The organism is Streptomyces sp. NPDC020742 (assembly GCF_040641675.1).
Lineage (GTDB): Bacteria > Actinomycetota > Actinomycetes > Streptomycetales > Streptomycetaceae > Streptomyces.
Window position 1 is genome coordinate 54,982 of sequence record NZ_JBFAEA010000016.1, and the last position, 16,716, is coordinate 71,697.

At 68.9% G+C, this 16,716-nt stretch carries 16 protein-coding genes; 11 read left to right on the top strand and 5 right to left on the bottom strand.

The window, feature by feature from the left end:
• Position 1: 1 nt before the first annotated feature.
• The 7 genes from AB0G84_RS24820 to AB0G84_RS24850 all read left to right on the top strand — a co-directional run bounded on the left by AB0G84_RS24820 (position 2) and on the right by AB0G84_RS24850 (position 6,290).
• Positions 2-328 (top strand): transposase, encoded by a 327-nt coding sequence (locus AB0G84_RS24820; RefSeq protein WP_361324736.1) that lies wholly within the window; start codon positions 2-4, stop codon positions 326-328.
• Between the two features lie 138 nt (positions 329-466).
• On the top strand, positions 467-1,414 hold the full coding sequence (locus AB0G84_RS24825) for an LLM class flavin-dependent oxidoreductase (protein ID WP_361324739.1): 948 nt from the start codon (positions 467-469) through the stop codon (positions 1,412-1,414).
• Positions 1,411-2,013, top strand: coding sequence for a flavoprotein (locus tag AB0G84_RS24830; protein ID WP_361324742.1), 603 nt, complete (start codon positions 1,411-1,413; stop codon positions 2,011-2,013). The genes AB0G84_RS24825 and AB0G84_RS24830 overlap by 4 nt, the downstream gene beginning before the upstream one ends.
• Positions 2,010-2,999, top strand: coding sequence for a hypothetical protein (locus tag AB0G84_RS24835; protein ID WP_361324744.1), 990 nt, complete (start codon positions 2,010-2,012; stop codon positions 2,997-2,999). Before AB0G84_RS24830 ends, AB0G84_RS24835 begins: the two co-directional genes overlap by 4 nt.
• Positions 2,996-3,766, top strand: a complete 771-nt coding sequence (locus tag AB0G84_RS24840; RefSeq protein ID WP_361324747.1) for a class I SAM-dependent methyltransferase — start codon at positions 2,996-2,998, stop codon at positions 3,764-3,766. The genes AB0G84_RS24835 and AB0G84_RS24840 overlap by 4 nt, the downstream gene beginning before the upstream one ends.
• Positions 3,754-5,007 carry a pitrilysin family protein gene (locus tag AB0G84_RS24845; protein WP_361324750.1) on the top strand — a complete coding sequence of 418 codons (1,254 nt, stop codon included), beginning with the start codon at positions 3,754-3,756 and terminating at the stop codon, positions 5,005-5,007. The genes AB0G84_RS24840 and AB0G84_RS24845 overlap by 13 nt, the downstream gene beginning before the upstream one ends.
• Positions 5,008-5,495: 488 nt before the next feature.
• Positions 5,496-6,290, top strand: coding sequence for an insulinase family protein (locus AB0G84_RS24850; protein WP_361324752.1), 795 nt, complete (start codon positions 5,496-5,498; stop codon positions 6,288-6,290).
• A 122-nt stretch (positions 6,291-6,412) separates the two neighbouring features.
• On the opposite strand, the gene AB0G84_RS24855 is transcribed toward AB0G84_RS24850, so the two are convergent.
• From AB0G84_RS24855 to AB0G84_RS24865, 3 genes are all read right to left on the bottom strand, one after another.
• Entirely contained in the window at positions 6,413-6,550 is a 138-nt protein-coding gene (locus AB0G84_RS24855; RefSeq protein ID WP_361324754.1) for an LxmA leader domain family RiPP, read from the bottom strand.
• Between the two features lie 435 nt (positions 6,551-6,985).
• Positions 6,986-8,053, bottom strand: a complete 1,068-nt coding sequence (locus tag AB0G84_RS24860) for a hypothetical protein (protein ID WP_361325013.1) — start codon at positions 8,051-8,053, stop codon at positions 6,986-6,988.
• A gap of 354 nt (positions 8,054-8,407) precedes the next feature.
• Complete coding sequence (locus AB0G84_RS24865) at positions 8,408-10,276, bottom strand: Ig-like domain repeat protein (RefSeq protein ID WP_361324757.1); 1,869 nt, start codon at positions 10,274-10,276, stop codon at positions 8,408-8,410.
• Positions 10,277-11,126: 850 nt separating this feature from the next.
• Between AB0G84_RS24865 and AB0G84_RS24870 the strand changes: the two genes are divergently transcribed.
• Together AB0G84_RS24870 and AB0G84_RS24875 are read left to right on the top strand one after the other, a co-directional pair.
• Positions 11,127-12,671, top strand: coding sequence for an FMN-binding glutamate synthase family protein (locus tag AB0G84_RS24870; RefSeq protein WP_361324760.1), 1,545 nt, complete (start codon positions 11,127-11,129; stop codon positions 12,669-12,671).
• Positions 12,672-12,793: 122 nt separating this feature from the next.
• Entirely contained in the window at positions 12,794-13,600 is an 807-nt protein-coding gene (locus AB0G84_RS24875; protein ID WP_361324762.1) for an alpha/beta fold hydrolase, read from the top strand.
• 133 nt (positions 13,601-13,733) lie between these two features.
• On the opposite strand, the gene AB0G84_RS24880 is transcribed toward AB0G84_RS24875, so the two are convergent.
• Both AB0G84_RS24880 and AB0G84_RS24885 read right to left on the bottom strand, forming a co-directional pair.
• Positions 13,734-14,537, bottom strand: coding sequence for a MerR family transcriptional regulator (locus AB0G84_RS24880; protein WP_361324764.1), 804 nt, complete (start codon positions 14,535-14,537; stop codon positions 13,734-13,736).
• On the bottom strand, positions 14,530-15,075 hold the full coding sequence (locus AB0G84_RS24885; RefSeq protein ID WP_361324767.1) for a VOC family protein: 546 nt from the start codon (positions 15,073-15,075) through the stop codon (positions 14,530-14,532). Before AB0G84_RS24885 ends, AB0G84_RS24880 begins: the two co-directional genes overlap by 8 nt.
• A 322-nt stretch (positions 15,076-15,397) precedes the next feature.
• Here AB0G84_RS24885 and AB0G84_RS24890 point away from each other — a divergent pair, with 322 nt between their 5' ends.
• Both AB0G84_RS24890 and AB0G84_RS24895 read left to right on the top strand, forming a co-directional pair.
• Entirely contained in the window at positions 15,398-16,105 is a 708-nt protein-coding gene (locus AB0G84_RS24890; protein ID WP_361324770.1) for a hypothetical protein, read from the top strand.
• A 252-nt stretch (positions 16,106-16,357) separates the two neighbouring features.
• Positions 16,358-16,627, top strand: coding sequence for a hypothetical protein (locus AB0G84_RS24895; protein ID WP_361324773.1), 270 nt, complete (start codon positions 16,358-16,360; stop codon positions 16,625-16,627).
• Positions 16,628-16,716: the final 89 nt, after the last annotated feature.

The window sequence follows — 16,716 nt, forward strand, 5'->3', positions numbered from 1 at the left end:
CATGGCACGGCGCCCGGTGCTGCCACCGCAGGAGAAGGCAAAGATCGTGCTCTCCGTGCTGTCGAAGGAACGCACGGCGGCAGAGGCGGCACAGCTCTCCCAAGTGTCCGAACAATCCATAGCCAATTGGCGAAGACAGTTCATCGACAGCGGCACGGAGGGGCTGGCGGGCAGCGGGAAGACGTCTGCGCCGCCCTCCCTGCAGGAGCAGAAACTCCGGCATGAAGTGCGGAATCTGAAGATCGCACTCGGAGAGGCATACGTCGAGCTGATGACGTGGCGACGGGTCGGGAATCATCACGGAATCCCTTCTCGGACCTCGAGTTGATACGTCAAGAGCTGGGGATCCCCATCTCGAGGTTCTGTCTGGTCCTCGACATCCCGCGTCGCACATACACCTGGCGCCTCCAGCGACTGAAGAAGGTGGAAAATCGTGGTTGAGAGAGTCGCGGGAAAACTCTCCCTCATGTATCCCGCACAGCCGGACGCCATTGGTCCGGCCGTCGAATTCGCGCGTTTCGCCCAGGAGACATGCTTTACGCGGCTGTGGTTCGGCCAGTCGCTGCGGCTGGACTCCCACCTGACCATGGCGGCCCTCACCGCCCATGTCCCCGGCCTGCCACTGGGCACGAGCATCGCGCTGGCTCCGCTGCGCCACCCTTACCAGGCTGCGGTCGAGGCCAGGACCCTGAGCGCCTTGTCCGGGGCGGGCCTCGTCGCCGGCTACGGGCCGGGGTCGGTGGAGTTCCAGAAGTCGTTCCTCGGTGAGGCCTTCGACCGGCCGCTGAAGGCCATGGGCGAATACCTCTCCGTGGTCCGCAGGCTCCTCGACGGCGAGACCGTGGAGCACGAGGGCGAGCAGTACCGGCTCACGGCCGGCCTCCCGCGCCTCGCCGCCCCGCCCGCCGAGGTCGGGCTGGGCGTGCTGCGCCCCGGCATGGCGAGGACCGCAGGCCGTTTCGCCGACGTCGCCATCACCTGGCTCACCCCGCCCCATTACGTCGCGGAGCAACTGCGTCCCGCGATGGAGGCGGGCGCCGCCGAACGCGGGCGGAAGGTTCCCAGGGTGGCCGCTGTCGTGCACGCGGCGGTGAGCCGGCCCGGCCGCAACCCCGCTCGGGCGGCGTACACAGCGGTGGGCGCGCATCTGTCCACCGACCACTACACCGACATGCTGCGGCGCGCCGGGGTCGAGGCCGACCCCGGTGAGCCGGTGAAGGGCGCGGAGGCCCTCGTGGAGTCGGAGGTCTTCCTCACCGGAACCCCGGACGACATCGCCGCCGCACTGTGCCGGTTCCACCACGCAGGGGTGGACGAGGTGATCCTCAACCTCTCCGGCGTCCACTTCACGGAAGGCGAGGCCGCCGCCCGCCGCGACCTGCGCGATATCGCGAGTGCCGGAGGTCTCGGATGACCGGCGGCCGCAAGGGCGCGGAGCTGCCGCCGTTCGCGGCCCGCAGGCTCCTGTACGTCGGCACCGGTGCCCTAAGCGTCGCGCACGCGCCGTTCTGGATGAAGTGGCTGCGCACCGGATACCCGGACCTGGAGCTCCGCGTCGTCGTCACCCGCAGCGCGGAGCGCTTCGTGGCCCGCGGAGCCCTGGCTCCCGTCGTGGGCCGGGACATCCTCGTCGACAGCTGGCCCGACGGGCCGACAGCCACGGCGCTCCACGTCGAACTGGCCGAGTGGGCGGACACGGTGATCGTCAATCCGGCGAGCATGAACTTCCTCGCCAGGTTCGCCCTCGGTAGCGCCGACACCCCGGTGCTGCTCGCGCTGCAATGCACCACCGCACCCGTGGTCGTTGCTCCGGCGCTGCCGCCGGGCGGGGTGGACTCGGTGGCCTACCGGCGGCACTGCCGGGCGCTCGCCGAGCACCGCAACGTCGTCGTGGTACCGCCGAAGCCCGGTCTGAGCACCACCACCGGCCGGATGGACGCGGCCGTCGCCGCTCCGCTGCCGGAGCTGGTGGAGGCCGCGGAGGCCCTGCGGAACGGCGGAGGCGCACCGTGACCGCGCCCACGGACGCCCCCGGGGGCACGGTGCGCGCCGCCTTCGCCACCGGGTATCTCGCCACCAGGATCGCTGCCAGCGGCCCGGAAAGCGACGAACCGTATGTCTGGGTGCGGTCCCCCGGCCCCCGGCGCCCTCGGCCGTTCTCACCCGTGACGCCCGCGATCCGCGAGGCGGTGGCAGGGCTGTCCGGTGGACCGGTCGTGCTGAACCTCGGCCTGCCGGTCGGGGCAGGACGCAGTTACCCGGCCGGCGCTGCCCGGTCGGCGGGACATGTCCTCGCGGGTGGACCCGACAACGCCGGGTGGCACGGGCTGAGTCAACTGATCCATGGAGTAGGGCAGTTGCTGCACCGGGTGCACACTTCTCTGCCCAAGGCGTGGGCCGCCCGGGAGCCCGCCGGGGCCGCGCGGCTCTCGCTCTGGCTGGACGGCGAGAAGGGGCCAGGAGCCGGGCCCACCCTCCACACCGCGGCGCGCGCACGGCTCGGCCCGGAGCGCTGGGAGCGCGCGCGGACATGGTGCGAGGAGGCCGCCGCGGACCGGGCCGACACGGTATTCCTGTGCGGCGGGGTGAGCATGGGCTCGCTGATTCCGGCGGCCGTGGGCGGGGCATCAGGCCGCGGCACACTGCTGGCCGGCGAGGAATTCGCCGCCGGCCCGCCCGAGTACGACATCGGCTGGCTCCTCGGCGAGCTGGCCGAGTTCCGGCTGCGTCATCTCACCGCACACCCCGAGGCGTCATCACACTGCGCCCACGCCGCACGGCAGTTCCTGGCCGGATACGGAACCGGCTCCTTCGACACCGCGAGGGCGGGCCGGATGGCGGCGCTGCGCGTGCTCACCCACGCGCACGACTTCGCCGCGTACGTCGGATGGGCCGATGACCTCCGCCACCACCTGGACCTCGCCGCAGACCTGATCGACACCGAGGGCGCCCCCGCGCTGTGTGCGGACGGACTCCCGATGACCCCGAGGACGACATGAGTATTGATCACGCCCACTACGACGAGAAGCTGGCCGAGGTCTACGACCAGATGTATCCGGTCGCGGCCGACACCGAGCAGGCCGTGGGGCTGATCGCGGACCTCGCCCCGCCCGGCGGCCGGGTGCTCGAACTCGGCGTGGGGACGGGACGTATCGCCCTGCCGCTCGCCGAGCGCGGCTTCGAGGTGCACGGGATCGACGGCTCCGAGGCCATGCTGGCCAAGCTCAAGGAGCAGGACGCCAAGGGTGCCGTGTCCACCGTGCTGGGGGATTTCACCGAGCGGAGCACAGGGTTGCGCTTCGATGTCATCACGGTGGTGATGAACACCTTCTTCTCCGCCATCACCCAGGAGCAGCAGCTCGGCTGCATGCGGAACGCCGCCGATCAGCTGGCGCCCGGCGGCCGCTTCATCCTCGAAGCGTTCGACCCCGCCGTCTACCACACCATGGAGAAGCAGGAACTCTCCATGCAGCCACTCGGCGAGAACGGCGTCCTGCTGAACACCCTGATGGTGGACCGCTCCCAGCAGATCATGCTCGGTACGCACACCATCCTCGACGGCGGACCGCCGGAGACCAAGCGCCATCTGCTCCGGTACGCCTTCCCCTTCGAGCTGGACCTGCTGGCCAAGCTCTCCGGCCTGCGCCTGGTCGAACGCTGGGAGGACTGGACGAGGCAGCCCTACACCTTCCGCAGCACGCGCCATGTCTCCGTCTACGAGGCCGACACGGGAGAGAACGACGGCAGCACCCCGTGCACCGGCTGACGCTGCACAACGGCCTCCGGACCGTCCTCGACCCCAGACCGTCCGCTCTCGTGACCGAGATCGCCGTCCACTACCACGTGGGGTACAGGTCGGAGCCCGCGGGCCGTTCCGGATTCGCCCATCTCTTCGAGCACTTGATGTTCCAGGGCAGCGAGAACGTCGGCAGGTCGGACCACCACCGGATCGTCAACGCGAGCGGCGGCGTCGCCAATGCGGCCACCCACCCCGACTACACCGAGTACTTCCAGGCCGTCCCGCCGCGGGCTCTGGAGCGGGTCCTCTTCCTCGAGGCCGACCGGATGCGGGGGCCCCGGCTGACCGAGGAGAGCCTGCGGACGCAGATCGAGGTCATCAAGGAGGAGATCCGGCTCAACGTCACCAACAAGCCGTACGGCGGCTTCCCCTGGCCCCTTCTGCCGCAGGTCCTCTACCGGGAGTTCGCCAATGCCCACGACGGATACGGCCACTTCGCCGACCTGGAGCGGGCGACCGTGGAGGAGGCGGAGGACTTCTTCGCCGCGCACTACGCCCCGGGCAACGCCGTTCTGACGCTCACCGGCCGGTTCGATCCGGAGCGGGTCGCAGCCCTGGTCGACCGCCACTTCGGCGACCTGCCGGCGCGACCGGGTGCGGCGCGGCCCCGGCAGGCGGAGCCCGCACCGGAGACGGACCGGCACGGCACGCACCACGACCCCTTCGCCCCGCTCCCGGCGGTCGCCGTCGGCTACCGGCTGCCCGACCCGGAGGCCGAACAGCGGGCCTACCTGGCGCACGTACTGCTGGCCCGGCTGCTCGGGCACCGGCTGCGCAGGGCCCTGGTCGACGGTACGGGTGCCGCGGCATCGGTCCGCACCCACTGCGGCTTCTTCGGCCCGTTCCAAGCCCACTTCCCGGACACCTTCGGCGTCTCGGTGACGCACCGTCAGCCACATTCCGTGGAGCAGGTCCTCGACGCCGTCGACCGGGAACTGGAGGAGCTGGCCGGCCGGGGCCCCGATCCGGGACACCTGCGGCAGGCGGGCGCGCGGGCGAACCGGGAGATCCTCCGTGCGCATGACACTCTGCTGACCCGGGTCCGCAACGCCGGCGCGTACGAAGTCCTGCACGGACGGGCCGAGCTCGTCGACGAGTTCCCCGGACTACTGCTCACCCTCGACTCCCCGGATATCTCCCGAGCCGCCGAGCTTCTCGCAGGGCAGCACCGGGGCGTCCTCACCCTCGTCCCCGGAGGGCTCCGATGAATCCGCCGCGTACGCCACGCCTACTCCCCGCCCTCGGTCCCGACGAGCACTTCCCCATGCCCCCCTGGTCGGACACGGTCCTCGGCGACGGGCTCCGGGTGGTGGCCGTCAAGGCTCCCTCGGTCCCCCTGGTGGAAGTCAGATTACGGATCCCTCTGCCCACGGGTCCGAACCATCCGCCGGCCCTCCGAGAGGTACTCGCCCGCGCTCTCCTGCACGGGCGCGCACCGAACTGGCCGGGCGCCGCTCTCACCGCCGGGCTCGACAGCACCGGCCTCACCCTCTCCGGTACGACGTCGGCCGCAGGCCTTCTCCCCCTGTTGGAGAGCCTGGCCACCGCCCTGACACCACGTCGGTACGACGACGACGTATGCCGCGCGGCAGTCCGGAGAGTGGCGGCGCACAGCGCACTCACGCGTGCCCAGCCGGCAACACACGCGCGAGAGGCTCTGCTCGCCCACGCATACGGGGACGCGTTCCACCGCCTCATGCCGTCCGATGAAGACCTCGCCGCTGTGACCGCCGGGCGCCTGACGGCCCTCCACTCCCCCCTCATGGGGACAGAGGGCGCCGTGCTCGTCCTGGTGGGGGATCTCGACCCGGAAGCGGCGATCGGGAACCTGCCGGCGGAGCTTTCGCAGTGGCCCTCCCCGGTGCGCGCCGACATCGGCCCGGCGCGCACGCCGACAATCACCGGAAGAGGCATCGCGTCCGTCCCCCGCCCCGGGGCCGTCCAGTCCCAGATCCTGCTGGCGGCCCCCGCCTTCGGCCAGTCCGACCCCCGGTTCCCCGCCCTCAGCCTGGCAGGCTGCGCCCTGGGGGGATCGTTCTCATCGCGGCTGGCGCTCGGCATCAGGGAAGCGCGGGGAATCGCCTATCGCACATCGGCCACCCTCGACGAATACCGTGGCAACACGTTCCTCCTCGTCCAGGCCGACACGGCCACCCGCACCACCGGTGCCGCACTCCGCGAGATCCAGGCGGAACTGGGGAGATTCGCGGCCGATCCGCCGTCGTCCACGGAAATTCACGCGGCCCGTGAATTCATCATCGGCGCGACCGCCGCCAGCGCGGCATCCCAGGCAGGCATGGCGGAGTTTCTCCTCACTTCTATGGCGAGCGGTTTCGGCCCGGAATGGCTGCACGGCCATGTGGCGGCCCTCAGAGACACCACCCGCACCGACGTCGTGAACATGGCGCAGGAGTTCTACGCACCGGCCCGCTTCACCGGCGTCGTCATCGGGGCCGAGCAGCCTGCTGACTTGGCCGCCGCATTCGGTTGAGACGCACCTCCCGTCACCCGGAGTGGCATCGGGACACGCCGCTCGCCCCCCCGGAGAACACCACCGCAAGAAAGGGCCCCGGTGCGTCCTGCTCGCACCGGGGCCCGCCTGCACTGTGCCGGTCAGCAGTTCCAGGCCATGGTGCTGGTCACCACGACCGACGGCGTGTTCGCCGGCGCCTGGTCACCCATGTCCGCCTCGAGCTCCTCCGCCGTCGCGTAAGTCGAGTAGCCGGCGATCAGGTTCTCGGCGTCATCCATGAATACATTCTCAGAGGCCATAATAATTCCTCCCCCTGTTCTACGCGGCAATGCCTTTCACTGCCACCTCTTTTCTACCTGACGAAGCGGCCGGAAAGCCATGAGAAAAATAATGTTGCTCAGCCTTGGGAGGTCGCAAAGTTGAGAAACGTGAGGCCGGTGCACCCCGGAGAGCCGCACACGGCAGAAAGCCGCGATCGTGCCCGAGGAAGCGTTAGAGCGCCACTCGTGCGCCGACGGTGTCGGCGCCCGCCACCTACGCGAGGGCCCACCACTACGGCTCGGTGGTTCCGATCCCGGCGAGGGCCGCCCGGGTGCGGGCGATGACGGCCTTGTAGGCCGCCCAACTCCAGTAACGACGGGCTGCTTGATCTCGAGCCCCGCCCAGAGCTGTTGCGGTGGGTGCGGCCTCGCGAAAGAGGGCTCAGCGACAGCTCACTGGATCAGGTCGGTGTGCGGATGCTCCGGGGATGCCGGGCAGACATAGAGCTGCAGATTGTCAGTGCTGCCGACTTCGACCGCGGTCGGCTGCGTGGGGTTCTGGCCGGCGGCATGACCGGCGGCGAACGCGGCGGCCGCATCCTCGTACGGCGCCCAGCCGCGCGTACCACCGTCCCATTCGAAGGAGGCGATGGTCAGCAGCGGAACCATCTGAGCGTCGCAGACAGCGCAGAATCGGCGATACGGGTCGGTGCGGCCCCACGGGGGCCAGCCGCCGACCTTCCAGCCGGGAGCGTCAGCCAGCTCACCGTCATAGAACTCCGTCGGATAGTCCGCGTACGAGCTGTCCACGCCGACGTCAGCTGCCTGCCATCTGCTCCAGTCCCCCACCAGCTGCCGCAACTCCGCGCTCAGATCGAGGCTGTTGGGGTACTCGGTGATCTGCTCTGGCGCGAGCAGGCACGGCTCCGGCACGTAGCCGTCGTAGTCCGCCTCATACGGTTCCGGCGGTGCGGCGAGGATGTCGACCACCGCGGCGGCGGTTCGCCAGAACAGCGCGGTCGACGGCTTGTGATCCGGTTCGTGGTCGTAGGGGCACCAGAGAACCTGGAGCAGATCGGCCCCGCCGGGCGGCCGCAACATGGCTATGTCGCGCAGATACAGCTGGGCCACGGGCAGCATGGGGACCGGGCTCTCCGCGGGCCACGGGGGGCCGGCGTCGAGCCGCTCCATGAACACCGCGTCGTTCCGCTCCTTGATCGCCTCCTCCTCGGGTGTGTACTGAGGGCCGTGGGGATCACGGTGCAGTCGGGCCAGCCTGCGCCGCTCCAGCCTTATTTCTGCGGGTGACCTGGACATGCCGCTGCCCGGGTGCGAGCCGTCGCAGTGCGGCCACGGCTCATCAGCGGGCCACAACAACGGACCCCCCACTGAACTCTCGAACACCGAAGGCGACCCGGCGCGAGGATGCAGCCGAATCGCCGCCCGCGCCAACGGCGCCAACTCGGGAAAGACCGCGGCGACGTCGACCGGCCGCGGCGGAGTGGTACGAACAAGGCTCATATCAGCGATCCTGCCACCAGCCACCGACAGTCCTCGGCCGTCTCAACCGGCGTCAGGCATCGCTCATCCTCTGGCTCCGTGAGCCGTGATCATTTGTCAGACACCGCCGCCGCTGGGGCACCCTCCAAGCTCAGCTCGCGAGCGCGGAGTCGGGTTGTTCTCCCGCCCTTCCTGCGCCGTGGTCTGCCGATCACCGTGCCGATGCTGGAGCCGCCCTCACGGCCGGAGCCCCGCCGCTGGAATCCACACGTGTCCCAAACCCCTCGACTGGTCGGCCGACTCGTCCAGTCGGACCACGGCGTGTTCCTCCCGTCGCAGCAGACCAGGTGACATGGGGTTTCGGAGCCAGTGAGATCAGCCCTGGAGGGGGATGAACAGCAGGACGCCGTGACCGGTGGCGGCGGTGTAGCAGGCAGTGCCGGGGAAGGAGGCGGTGTAGAAGGGGGTGGCGACGGCGAAGACGGGGACGATGGCGTTGTGGAGGGTGGCGGTGCCGTTGGCGTCGGTGACGGCGGTGCCGAGGTTGACCGGGCCGAAGAGCGTGGCGGCGGTGAAGGTCACCGGCTGACCGGCCACCGGCATCCCCGAGGTGGTCGTCAGAGTGGCGCTGAGGGTGGGGATGTAGAACTCGGGCAGCGGGGTCAGCCGGAGCCGGATCGTGCCTGGCTGCGCGGTCAGCGTTGTGGGGGTGGGGTTCACGGTGACGGGGGTACTGGTGGTGGAGCCGATGAAGCAGCTGTCACCGCCGTAGCCGGCGGTGAGGGTGCCGGTGGTCAGGGCGGTGGTGGTGAAGCAGGCCTGCCCCGATGCGTCCACGGAGACCATCTGGGTCTGGCCGTTGGGCAGGGTGAAGGTGACCGTACCGGTCGGCACCGAGGTGGTGCCTGGTGCCGGGGTGATGGTGGCGCACACGGTCACGCTCTGCCCGCAGGTGGAGGGGTTCGGCGTCACCGACAGCGCCGTCGTTGTGGGGTTGGGGCTCACGGTGACGGGGGTGGGGTTGCCGTTCACGGTCGCGGTGAACGTACCGGCGGTGTAGGTGTGGGTGGTCTGCCCGCTCCCGGTGGCGTCCAGAGGGACGGTGACCGTGGGGCTCGCGTCCCCGAAGTTCACCACCGCTGTCCCGTTCGGAGTCCCCCCGGAAATGCTGAACGTCACCGGTTGCCCGCACACCGGCGACGCCGGCGAGGTCGTCACCGTCAACGGCGAAATCTCCGTCACGTTGGCCGAATTGGCGTTGGTGACGTAGACATTGCTGTTCTGCGCCGCCGCCACCGAGAACGGGAAAGCGCCGACGGGAACGGTGGCCAGGACGGTGTTCGTGGTGCTGCTGATCACCGTCACATTGTTGGAATTGCTGTTGCCGACGTAGACGTTGCCGGTCGGCGCCACCGCCACCCCGAACGGGCCCCCGCCGGTGGGGACGGTGGCCAGGACCGTGTTCGTGGCGCTGCTGATCACCGTCACGTTGTTCGAAACGGTGTTGGTGACGTAGACGTTGCCGTTCTGCGCCACCGCGATCACCCCCGGGACCGTGCCGGCGGGGACGGTGGCCACGACGGTGTTCGTGGCGCTGTCGATCACGGTCACGTTGTTCGAGGTCTGGTTGGCGATGTAGACGTTGCCGTTCTGCGCCACCGCCGCATAGCCCGGGAACCCACCGGTGGGGAGGGTGGTCAGGACGGTGTTCGTGGCGCTGTTGATCACCGTCACGGTGTTCGCGTTCCGGTTGGCGACGTAGACGTTGCCGTTCGCCGCCACCGCCACCGCGTCCGGGACCGCGCCGACGGGGACGGTGGCCAGAACGGTGTTGGTGGCGCTGCTGATCACCGTCACGTTGTTGGAGGTGCTGTTGCCGACGTAGACGTTGCCGTTCGGCGCCACCGCCAGCGCGAACGGGCCCCCGCCGACGGGGACGGTGGCCAGGACGGTGTTGGTGGCGCTGCTGATCACCGTCACGTTGTTCGAGCTCTGGTTGGTGACGTAGACGTTGCCGTTCGGCGCCACCGCAATCATGGCTGGGTCTGAGCCGGCGGGGACGGTGGCCAGGACGGTGTTCGTGGTGCTGCTGATCACCGTCACGTTGGCCGAATTGGCGTTGCCGACGTAGACGTTGCCGTTCTGCGCCACCGCCACCGCCAGCGGGGTCGTGCCCGCCGGGATCGTCACCGTGGAGAACGCCGCACTGAACGGCGCGGCCACAAGCCCCCGTACAGCGGCCACCTCGGATCCACCGGCCGGTACAACCGGCCGAACCCCGCCGGCCACCGCCGGAGCTCCCAACCAACCCGTAGTCGGTTCCATGACAAACCTCTCTCAGCTGAGAGGGCCGCCCAAGAACTCCCACCGGGGCCCGCGTCACACGGCGCCGGAATACGCGAACCGGATCACCGCTTGCACACCGGGACAGAGAGAGGACACACCGACACGTACCACGCACCGGCGCACCGGCGCACCGCAGGGTTGCCCATCTCTCCCCGGAGAGATGGGCAACCCACCGGAAAACGGTCACCACCATTAACCCGAAATGGCCAATGGAACACCACCCTCTTGACTCGACTATCACCCGGACAGACCAATACACAGCCCCACCCGGGCACGTCGTTGGAGAGGACGAACTGGCACGCAATGCGGCCCGGAACGTGGAGCTGAGCAGCTCATGCCCATGGCGCACCAGAACCGGGGAGTTCCGGACTTCCGTCTACCCAAGTAGATCTTGGTGTCGCCGCCCTGCTCGCCCATCTCCCGAACCCCGGGCTCGGCAAGCTGGCCTGTATTCGGCAGCTCTCGACGAGACCGTCCAGCAGCCCTTGCCTCGCCCGGCTCGGCCGACACTCAGACATTACGCCGTGTTACACGAGCGTCACCGTGCATAGCCCGTTCTGACGCGCCTGGACCACCCACCACTGGGAAGACCACCCCACCCGCAACCCTCTCTCCGGGCGAGCCCCTAATATCACTTGGCGTTCTCCGACGAACGCTGACGCCCGCTGGGTCGTGCCCGCCGCCCAACGCCCGGCACGACGACTCCATCGCATGGCAATGGAGTCGAGCATCGAGGAGAGGAAGGTTTATGCGAGCCCGGAGCATCGCCACGGCCACCGCAACAGCATTGGCACTGGTGGCCGCTCGTGACCTTGTCCAGAAGAAGCACGCATTGCTCCGGAACTTCCCTGTGCTCGGGCACGCCCGGTACCTGTTGGAGACGATCGGGCCGGAGCTGCGGCAGTACATAGTGACCTCCAATGACGAGGAGCGCCCGTTCAGCCGTGACCAGCGCACCTGGATCTACGCGTCGGCGAAGGGGGAGAACAACTACTTCGGGTTCGGAACCGACAACGACGTCGAGCACATGCAGGGGCACGCGTACCTGAAGCAGCGCACGTTCGCCGGCACGTTGCCCGACCTGCACGACCCGCAGGCCCCACTGCCGTCAGCCAAGGTGCTGGGCGGGCCGCGCGGGCGCGCCAAGGCGTTCCGGCCGGCGAGCGTGGTGAACATCTCGGCGATGAGCTTCGGATCGCTCTCCGGCGCGGCGATCACGGCGCTCAACAAGGGGGCGGCGCTGGCGGGCACCCTGCACAACACGGGCGAGGGTGGTCTCTCGCCGTACCACCGCAACGGCGGCGACCTCGTCCTTCAGATCGGTACGTCCTACTTCGGCTGCCGCAACGAGGACGGCAGCTTCAACATCGACAAGCTCAAGGACGTGGTCGCCGGCGCTCCGGTCAAGGCGATAGAGATCAAGCTCTCCCAGGGTGCCAAGCCCGGGCTGGGCGGAATGCTGCCGGGCGCGAAGGTGACACTGGAAATCGCCGAGATCCGCGGCATCCCGCTCGGCGAGGACTGCGCTTCCCCGTCGCGACACACCGCGTTCGGCGACGTCGACTCGATGCTCGACTTCGTCGAACTGCTCGCCACCGAGACCGGCCTGCCGGTCGGGATCAAGAGCGCGGTGGGCGAGATGGAGTTCTGGCAGGAGCTGGCCACGCTGATGGCGCGTGGTGACCGTGGTGTCGACTTCGTGACCATCGACGGCGGCGAGGGCGGCACCGGGGCGGCGCCGCTCACCTTCTCCGACTCGGTGTCGCTGCCCTTCCGGATGGGCTTCTCGCGGGTCTACGGCGCCTTCGCCGAGCGGGGGCTGACCGACGACCTGACGTTCATCGCCTCCGGCAAGCTCGGCCTGCCCGAGAACGCCGCGGTCGCCTTCGCTCTGGGTGCCGACATGATCAACGTGGCCCGTGAGGCGATGCTGTCGATCGGCTGCATCCAGGCGCAGAAGTGCCACACCGACAAGTGCCCCACCGGCATCGCCACCCAGAGCCCGTGGCTGGCCCGCGGCCTCGACCCGGCCTCGAAGGCCACCCGGGCCGCTGTCTACCTACGGACCCTCCGCAAGGAGCTGATGAAGGTCTCGGCGGCCGTCGGTGTCGCCCACCCGGCGCTCATCACGGCCACCGACATCGAGATCATGAACGGCGACTACGAGGCTCGCACCCTGGCCGGCGTCTACGGCTACAAGGACGGCTGGGGCGAGCTCGGCCCGCACCTCGCCGAGGAGATCACCGCACTGCTCACCACCGCGCAGTCCTCCGACCAGAAGCCGACCGCCTGACGCGCCGATCACGGCAGGCCCCGCGCTCGCCGCTCCCCTACCCGGAGCGCGCGCGTGGCGCCGGCCGGTGGCACCCTTGTCTTTCCTGCTCCACGAACAGCCCCTGCCTAGGTGATCACAACATGAGCGAAAAAGTGAGATTCCCGAGCGTCGTCGGCCCCGAACTGGCCGGCGCGATCGACCTGCCGGACGGCGAGATCCGCGGCTGGGGGATCTTCGTACACGGATTCACCCTCGGCAAGGGTTCACCGGCCGCCTCGCGTGTCAGCAAGCAGCTGGCCCGCGAGGGGATCGGCATGCTGCGCTTCGACAACCTCGGGATCGGGGACTCCGACGGCGACTGGGGAGACGGTTCCTTCACCGTCAAGGTCCAGGACACGATCCGTGCCGCAGCCATGATGGCGGAGCGCGGGACCCCGGCGGACCTGCTGGTGGGGCACTCATGGGGAGGCGCCGCCGTCCTCGCCGCGGCGGCCGAGGCGACCGGCGTCCGCGCGGTCGCCACGATCGGGGCGCCGGTCGATCCCAGCCACGTCGAGCGGCAGTACGACGCGGTCGTGGATCGCGTGCTCAGCGAAGGGTCGCACGAGTGGTTCGTCGGCGGGAGGACCCTGGTCCTCAAGCGCGCCTTCGTCGAAGACGTCCGCCGTGCTCACCTGCGGGACCGGATCGGCGAGTTGGACCTGCCGCTGCTCGTCCTGCATTCGCCGACCGACAACACCGTCGACATCGCCAACGCCGGAGAGATCTTCCGCGAGGCACGACACCCGCGAAGCTTCGTCTCACTCGAAGGAGCAGACCATCTCCTGACCGCCCGAGGACAAGCCCAGCGAGCCGCCCACATCATCAGCGCCTGGGCCGACCAGTACATCCACGGACCACGGTCCGCAGGAGACACATCTCAGGTGGTGAAGAGCTCGCTCGGATAGTCCCGCAGGGTGCACCCCCTGACTGGCGCCCAGTCAACGGACGCAGACAGGAAGAGCCGTCGGAGTGTGGTCGCCGACCGCCGACCGCGACGAGTGCGATCGAGCGGAGAGAGCTGACGTGGGTGCGGGGCTACTACTGCCAGGTCGCCGTGTCGGGGTCGATTCCGTGAGCGCGAGCGGCCTCGTCGATGATCTGCCGGAACCAGGAGGCAAGCCCGGCACGAATGCCGTCGTAGTGGGCCGCGAAGCCCCGGTCGGACTCGAACATTCGCCCAAGACACACCTGCATCTGCCGCGTGAGCGGGAAGAAGTTCGAGAAGACCTTGCGGTGGCGCTCGACGAGCGCGTTCGCCTCCGGACTGCCCGGAGCGACGCCCTGGTCCAGCGCATCGCCCAGATCACGCTGGAGCGTGGACATCGCCTCGTAGAGGGACCGCCACTGTTCGTGCGTGCGGGAAGCGGAGCGTTCGGCGAACTGCGCCCACTGCGGGGAGTCTCCCCAGACAACGCGGGCCTGCCCCGATCCGCGCGGGTCCCAGCCCGGGCCGAACGTTGCCGACTGCTCTTCGTCGCTCAGGAGGATTCCGCGTTCGTGTGCCTCAGCCATCCGTTCCAGGCGTTCGTCGAGCTGTTGCAGGTCGTGGATCCGCTCGGCGAGCTGGGAGCGTTGCTCACGCAAGGTGGCGCCGATCTCGGTGGTCGCGTCGTCGAGAACCCCGCGGATCGCATCCAGTCCGAGACCGATCTCTCGATAGGCGACGATCCGATGCAGTCGCTGCAGGTCCGCGTCGGTGTAGCGGCGGTACCCGGCCGTGGTGCGGACAGACGGCGATGCCAGGCCGATCTCGTCCCAGTGGTGCAACGTGCGGACGGTCACCCCCAGGAGCTGGGCGGCCGTGCCCACCGTGAGACCGCCGTCGAGCTCGGGATCAGTCATGAACGCCATTGTCGCCTTCACCCGTTGATTTCGGGGCGACGATCCCGACCGATTCGAGAGCGCGCGCCTCCCGGCTGCCGGGAACGAGGCGCTTCGCCGCGGTGAACACGACCCGCGCCCGCTCGGGCGTGATCACTTCGACGTCGCGAGTGTTCCACGGAGTATCACGCGGGCCGGTAACGCTATCGGCAACGAGTCCACGACATGCCTCGACGAGCTGATCGACCTCGCTCAGGACGCACGAGAAACTCACGCTCATCGCTGGCACCTGTGTCTGCGCAGAAACACCCTCTGCGGGGACGAGCAACACGTCCTGGAACGCCCACCGGCGCAGGTGTACCACCTGGCCGGGAATGCTGAACAACTCAAAGAATCCGAGCCCTCGCACCCAGAAGTCCGTGGACGCGGCCAGATCGGACGTCGGAATCGTCACGAACGCCGGCATTCCATAGATGCCACGAAACAGCTCCGGCGCAACCGCATCCGGCCCCGGGGTGGGCACGGGACTCATCTCAAACGCGTTGAAGAAGTCACTCATGCACCGCATCGTCCACCCTCACGCAACGTGAGGGTCAATCCCAGCAGCAGATGTACCCACCTCGCGTCTGAAGCGCGCACGGCTGCGCCTGCCAACTACGGCTGTTGTCCGCCCACTTCGGCCCGCCGGTATGCGGCATCGCGCCCGAACCGTTCCTGCTGAGCGCAGCCGTGACGGCGATCCATCACCTGCGGTGGGCTCACGAACCGCATCCGTGTTAGCCGGCTATTAGTGGAGCGACAGCATCTCGATAGTGGCCCAGACCAAAGTGGGTGACGTACCGAAGAGACAACGACACCGACTGCCCCAGGGGACCCCAGTAATGAGCTCCAGCGCCACTGTCCGCACCGCTCGTCGCCGCACCCTGCGCATGGCCGCGGCGGCCCTGGTCGCGGCCGCCGGCCTCACCCTGACCGCCTGCTCCGGCTCGGACGCCGCCGACGCGAAGTCCACGGGCCACACGAGCTCTGCCGCCGCCAAGGCCACCGCCGCGGGCTGGTCCGGAATTCAGAGCTCCGATGGCAAGGAGAGCCCCGATGCCAAGATCGGCATCAGGTCGGTCGCTGCGGGCAAGCAGCCGGGCGGCGCGCAGTCCGCCAGGGCCAAGACGGGATCCCCGGTCCGCACCCAGACCCTGGTGGACGGCAGCACGGCCAAGATCTACGACCTCGGCTCCCAGCGCTACCGCGCCGAGATCGTCAGCGACGGTTCGGTCGTGGCCACGATGGAGACGACGGAGCAGGACGCCGACGCCGGGCTCGATGCGAACGGCATGTACGTCGTGCTCACGATGGGCGGCGAGGTCCACTCCTGGATGGGCGGCGAGCACCAGGGACCGGGCACTTTCAAGCTCGCGGGCGGCTGGCAGGCCAAGGTCACGAAGGTCGGCGAGCTGCGGTACCGCGCGCAGATCATCGGCTTCGAGGGCGTGGCCGCCACGCTGGAGACGAAGGGGCACGACGTGGGGGTCGACGCCAACGGCGTGTACATCGTGCTCAGCGCCGGCGGTGTGATCAGCTCCCACAAGTGAAGACCCGCCCGGCTGCGGCGGTGCAGCCACCTCCTGCGGGGCAGCCCCACCGCCACAGCGACGGAAGCGATCTGCGCACGCACGCACACCATGCGTCATGCACGGCCTGACCATGACGAACGTCAACCTGTGCCAGTGGCCCAGTGCGTGCATCAAACCCAGTGAACTACGCACAGAGCAGGCGGCTTTGGCCGCGGTGCCTCTCCAGGAGAGCTGTGCGTAGAAAGATCCGAAAACACAATGGAGGAATTCATGAAGTCCTGGCGCACCCGTATCGCTCTCGGTCTCGCCGTCGGTGCCGCGGCGGTCACTGTGCCGCTGACGGCCACGGCCGCTTTCGCCGCCGGCCCTCCGCCCGGTGACGGTTGGCAGGCGGTCGGTGGCGAGTCGTTCGACTCCTGGCAGAAGTGCTATGACCAGATGCAGAGTGACCTGTCACAGAACCCCAAGTACCACGAGGCCACCTGCGTCAGCGACCCCCAGCCCGGCCTCCCCAACTTCTACTCGGAGTGGATGCGCTGAGCTTGTTCTTCATAGTCTGAGCTCGAACGATTCCCCGAACCTGATGGCCCGTACGAGGATTCCGGGGATGTGAACACGGCCTTCGTCTG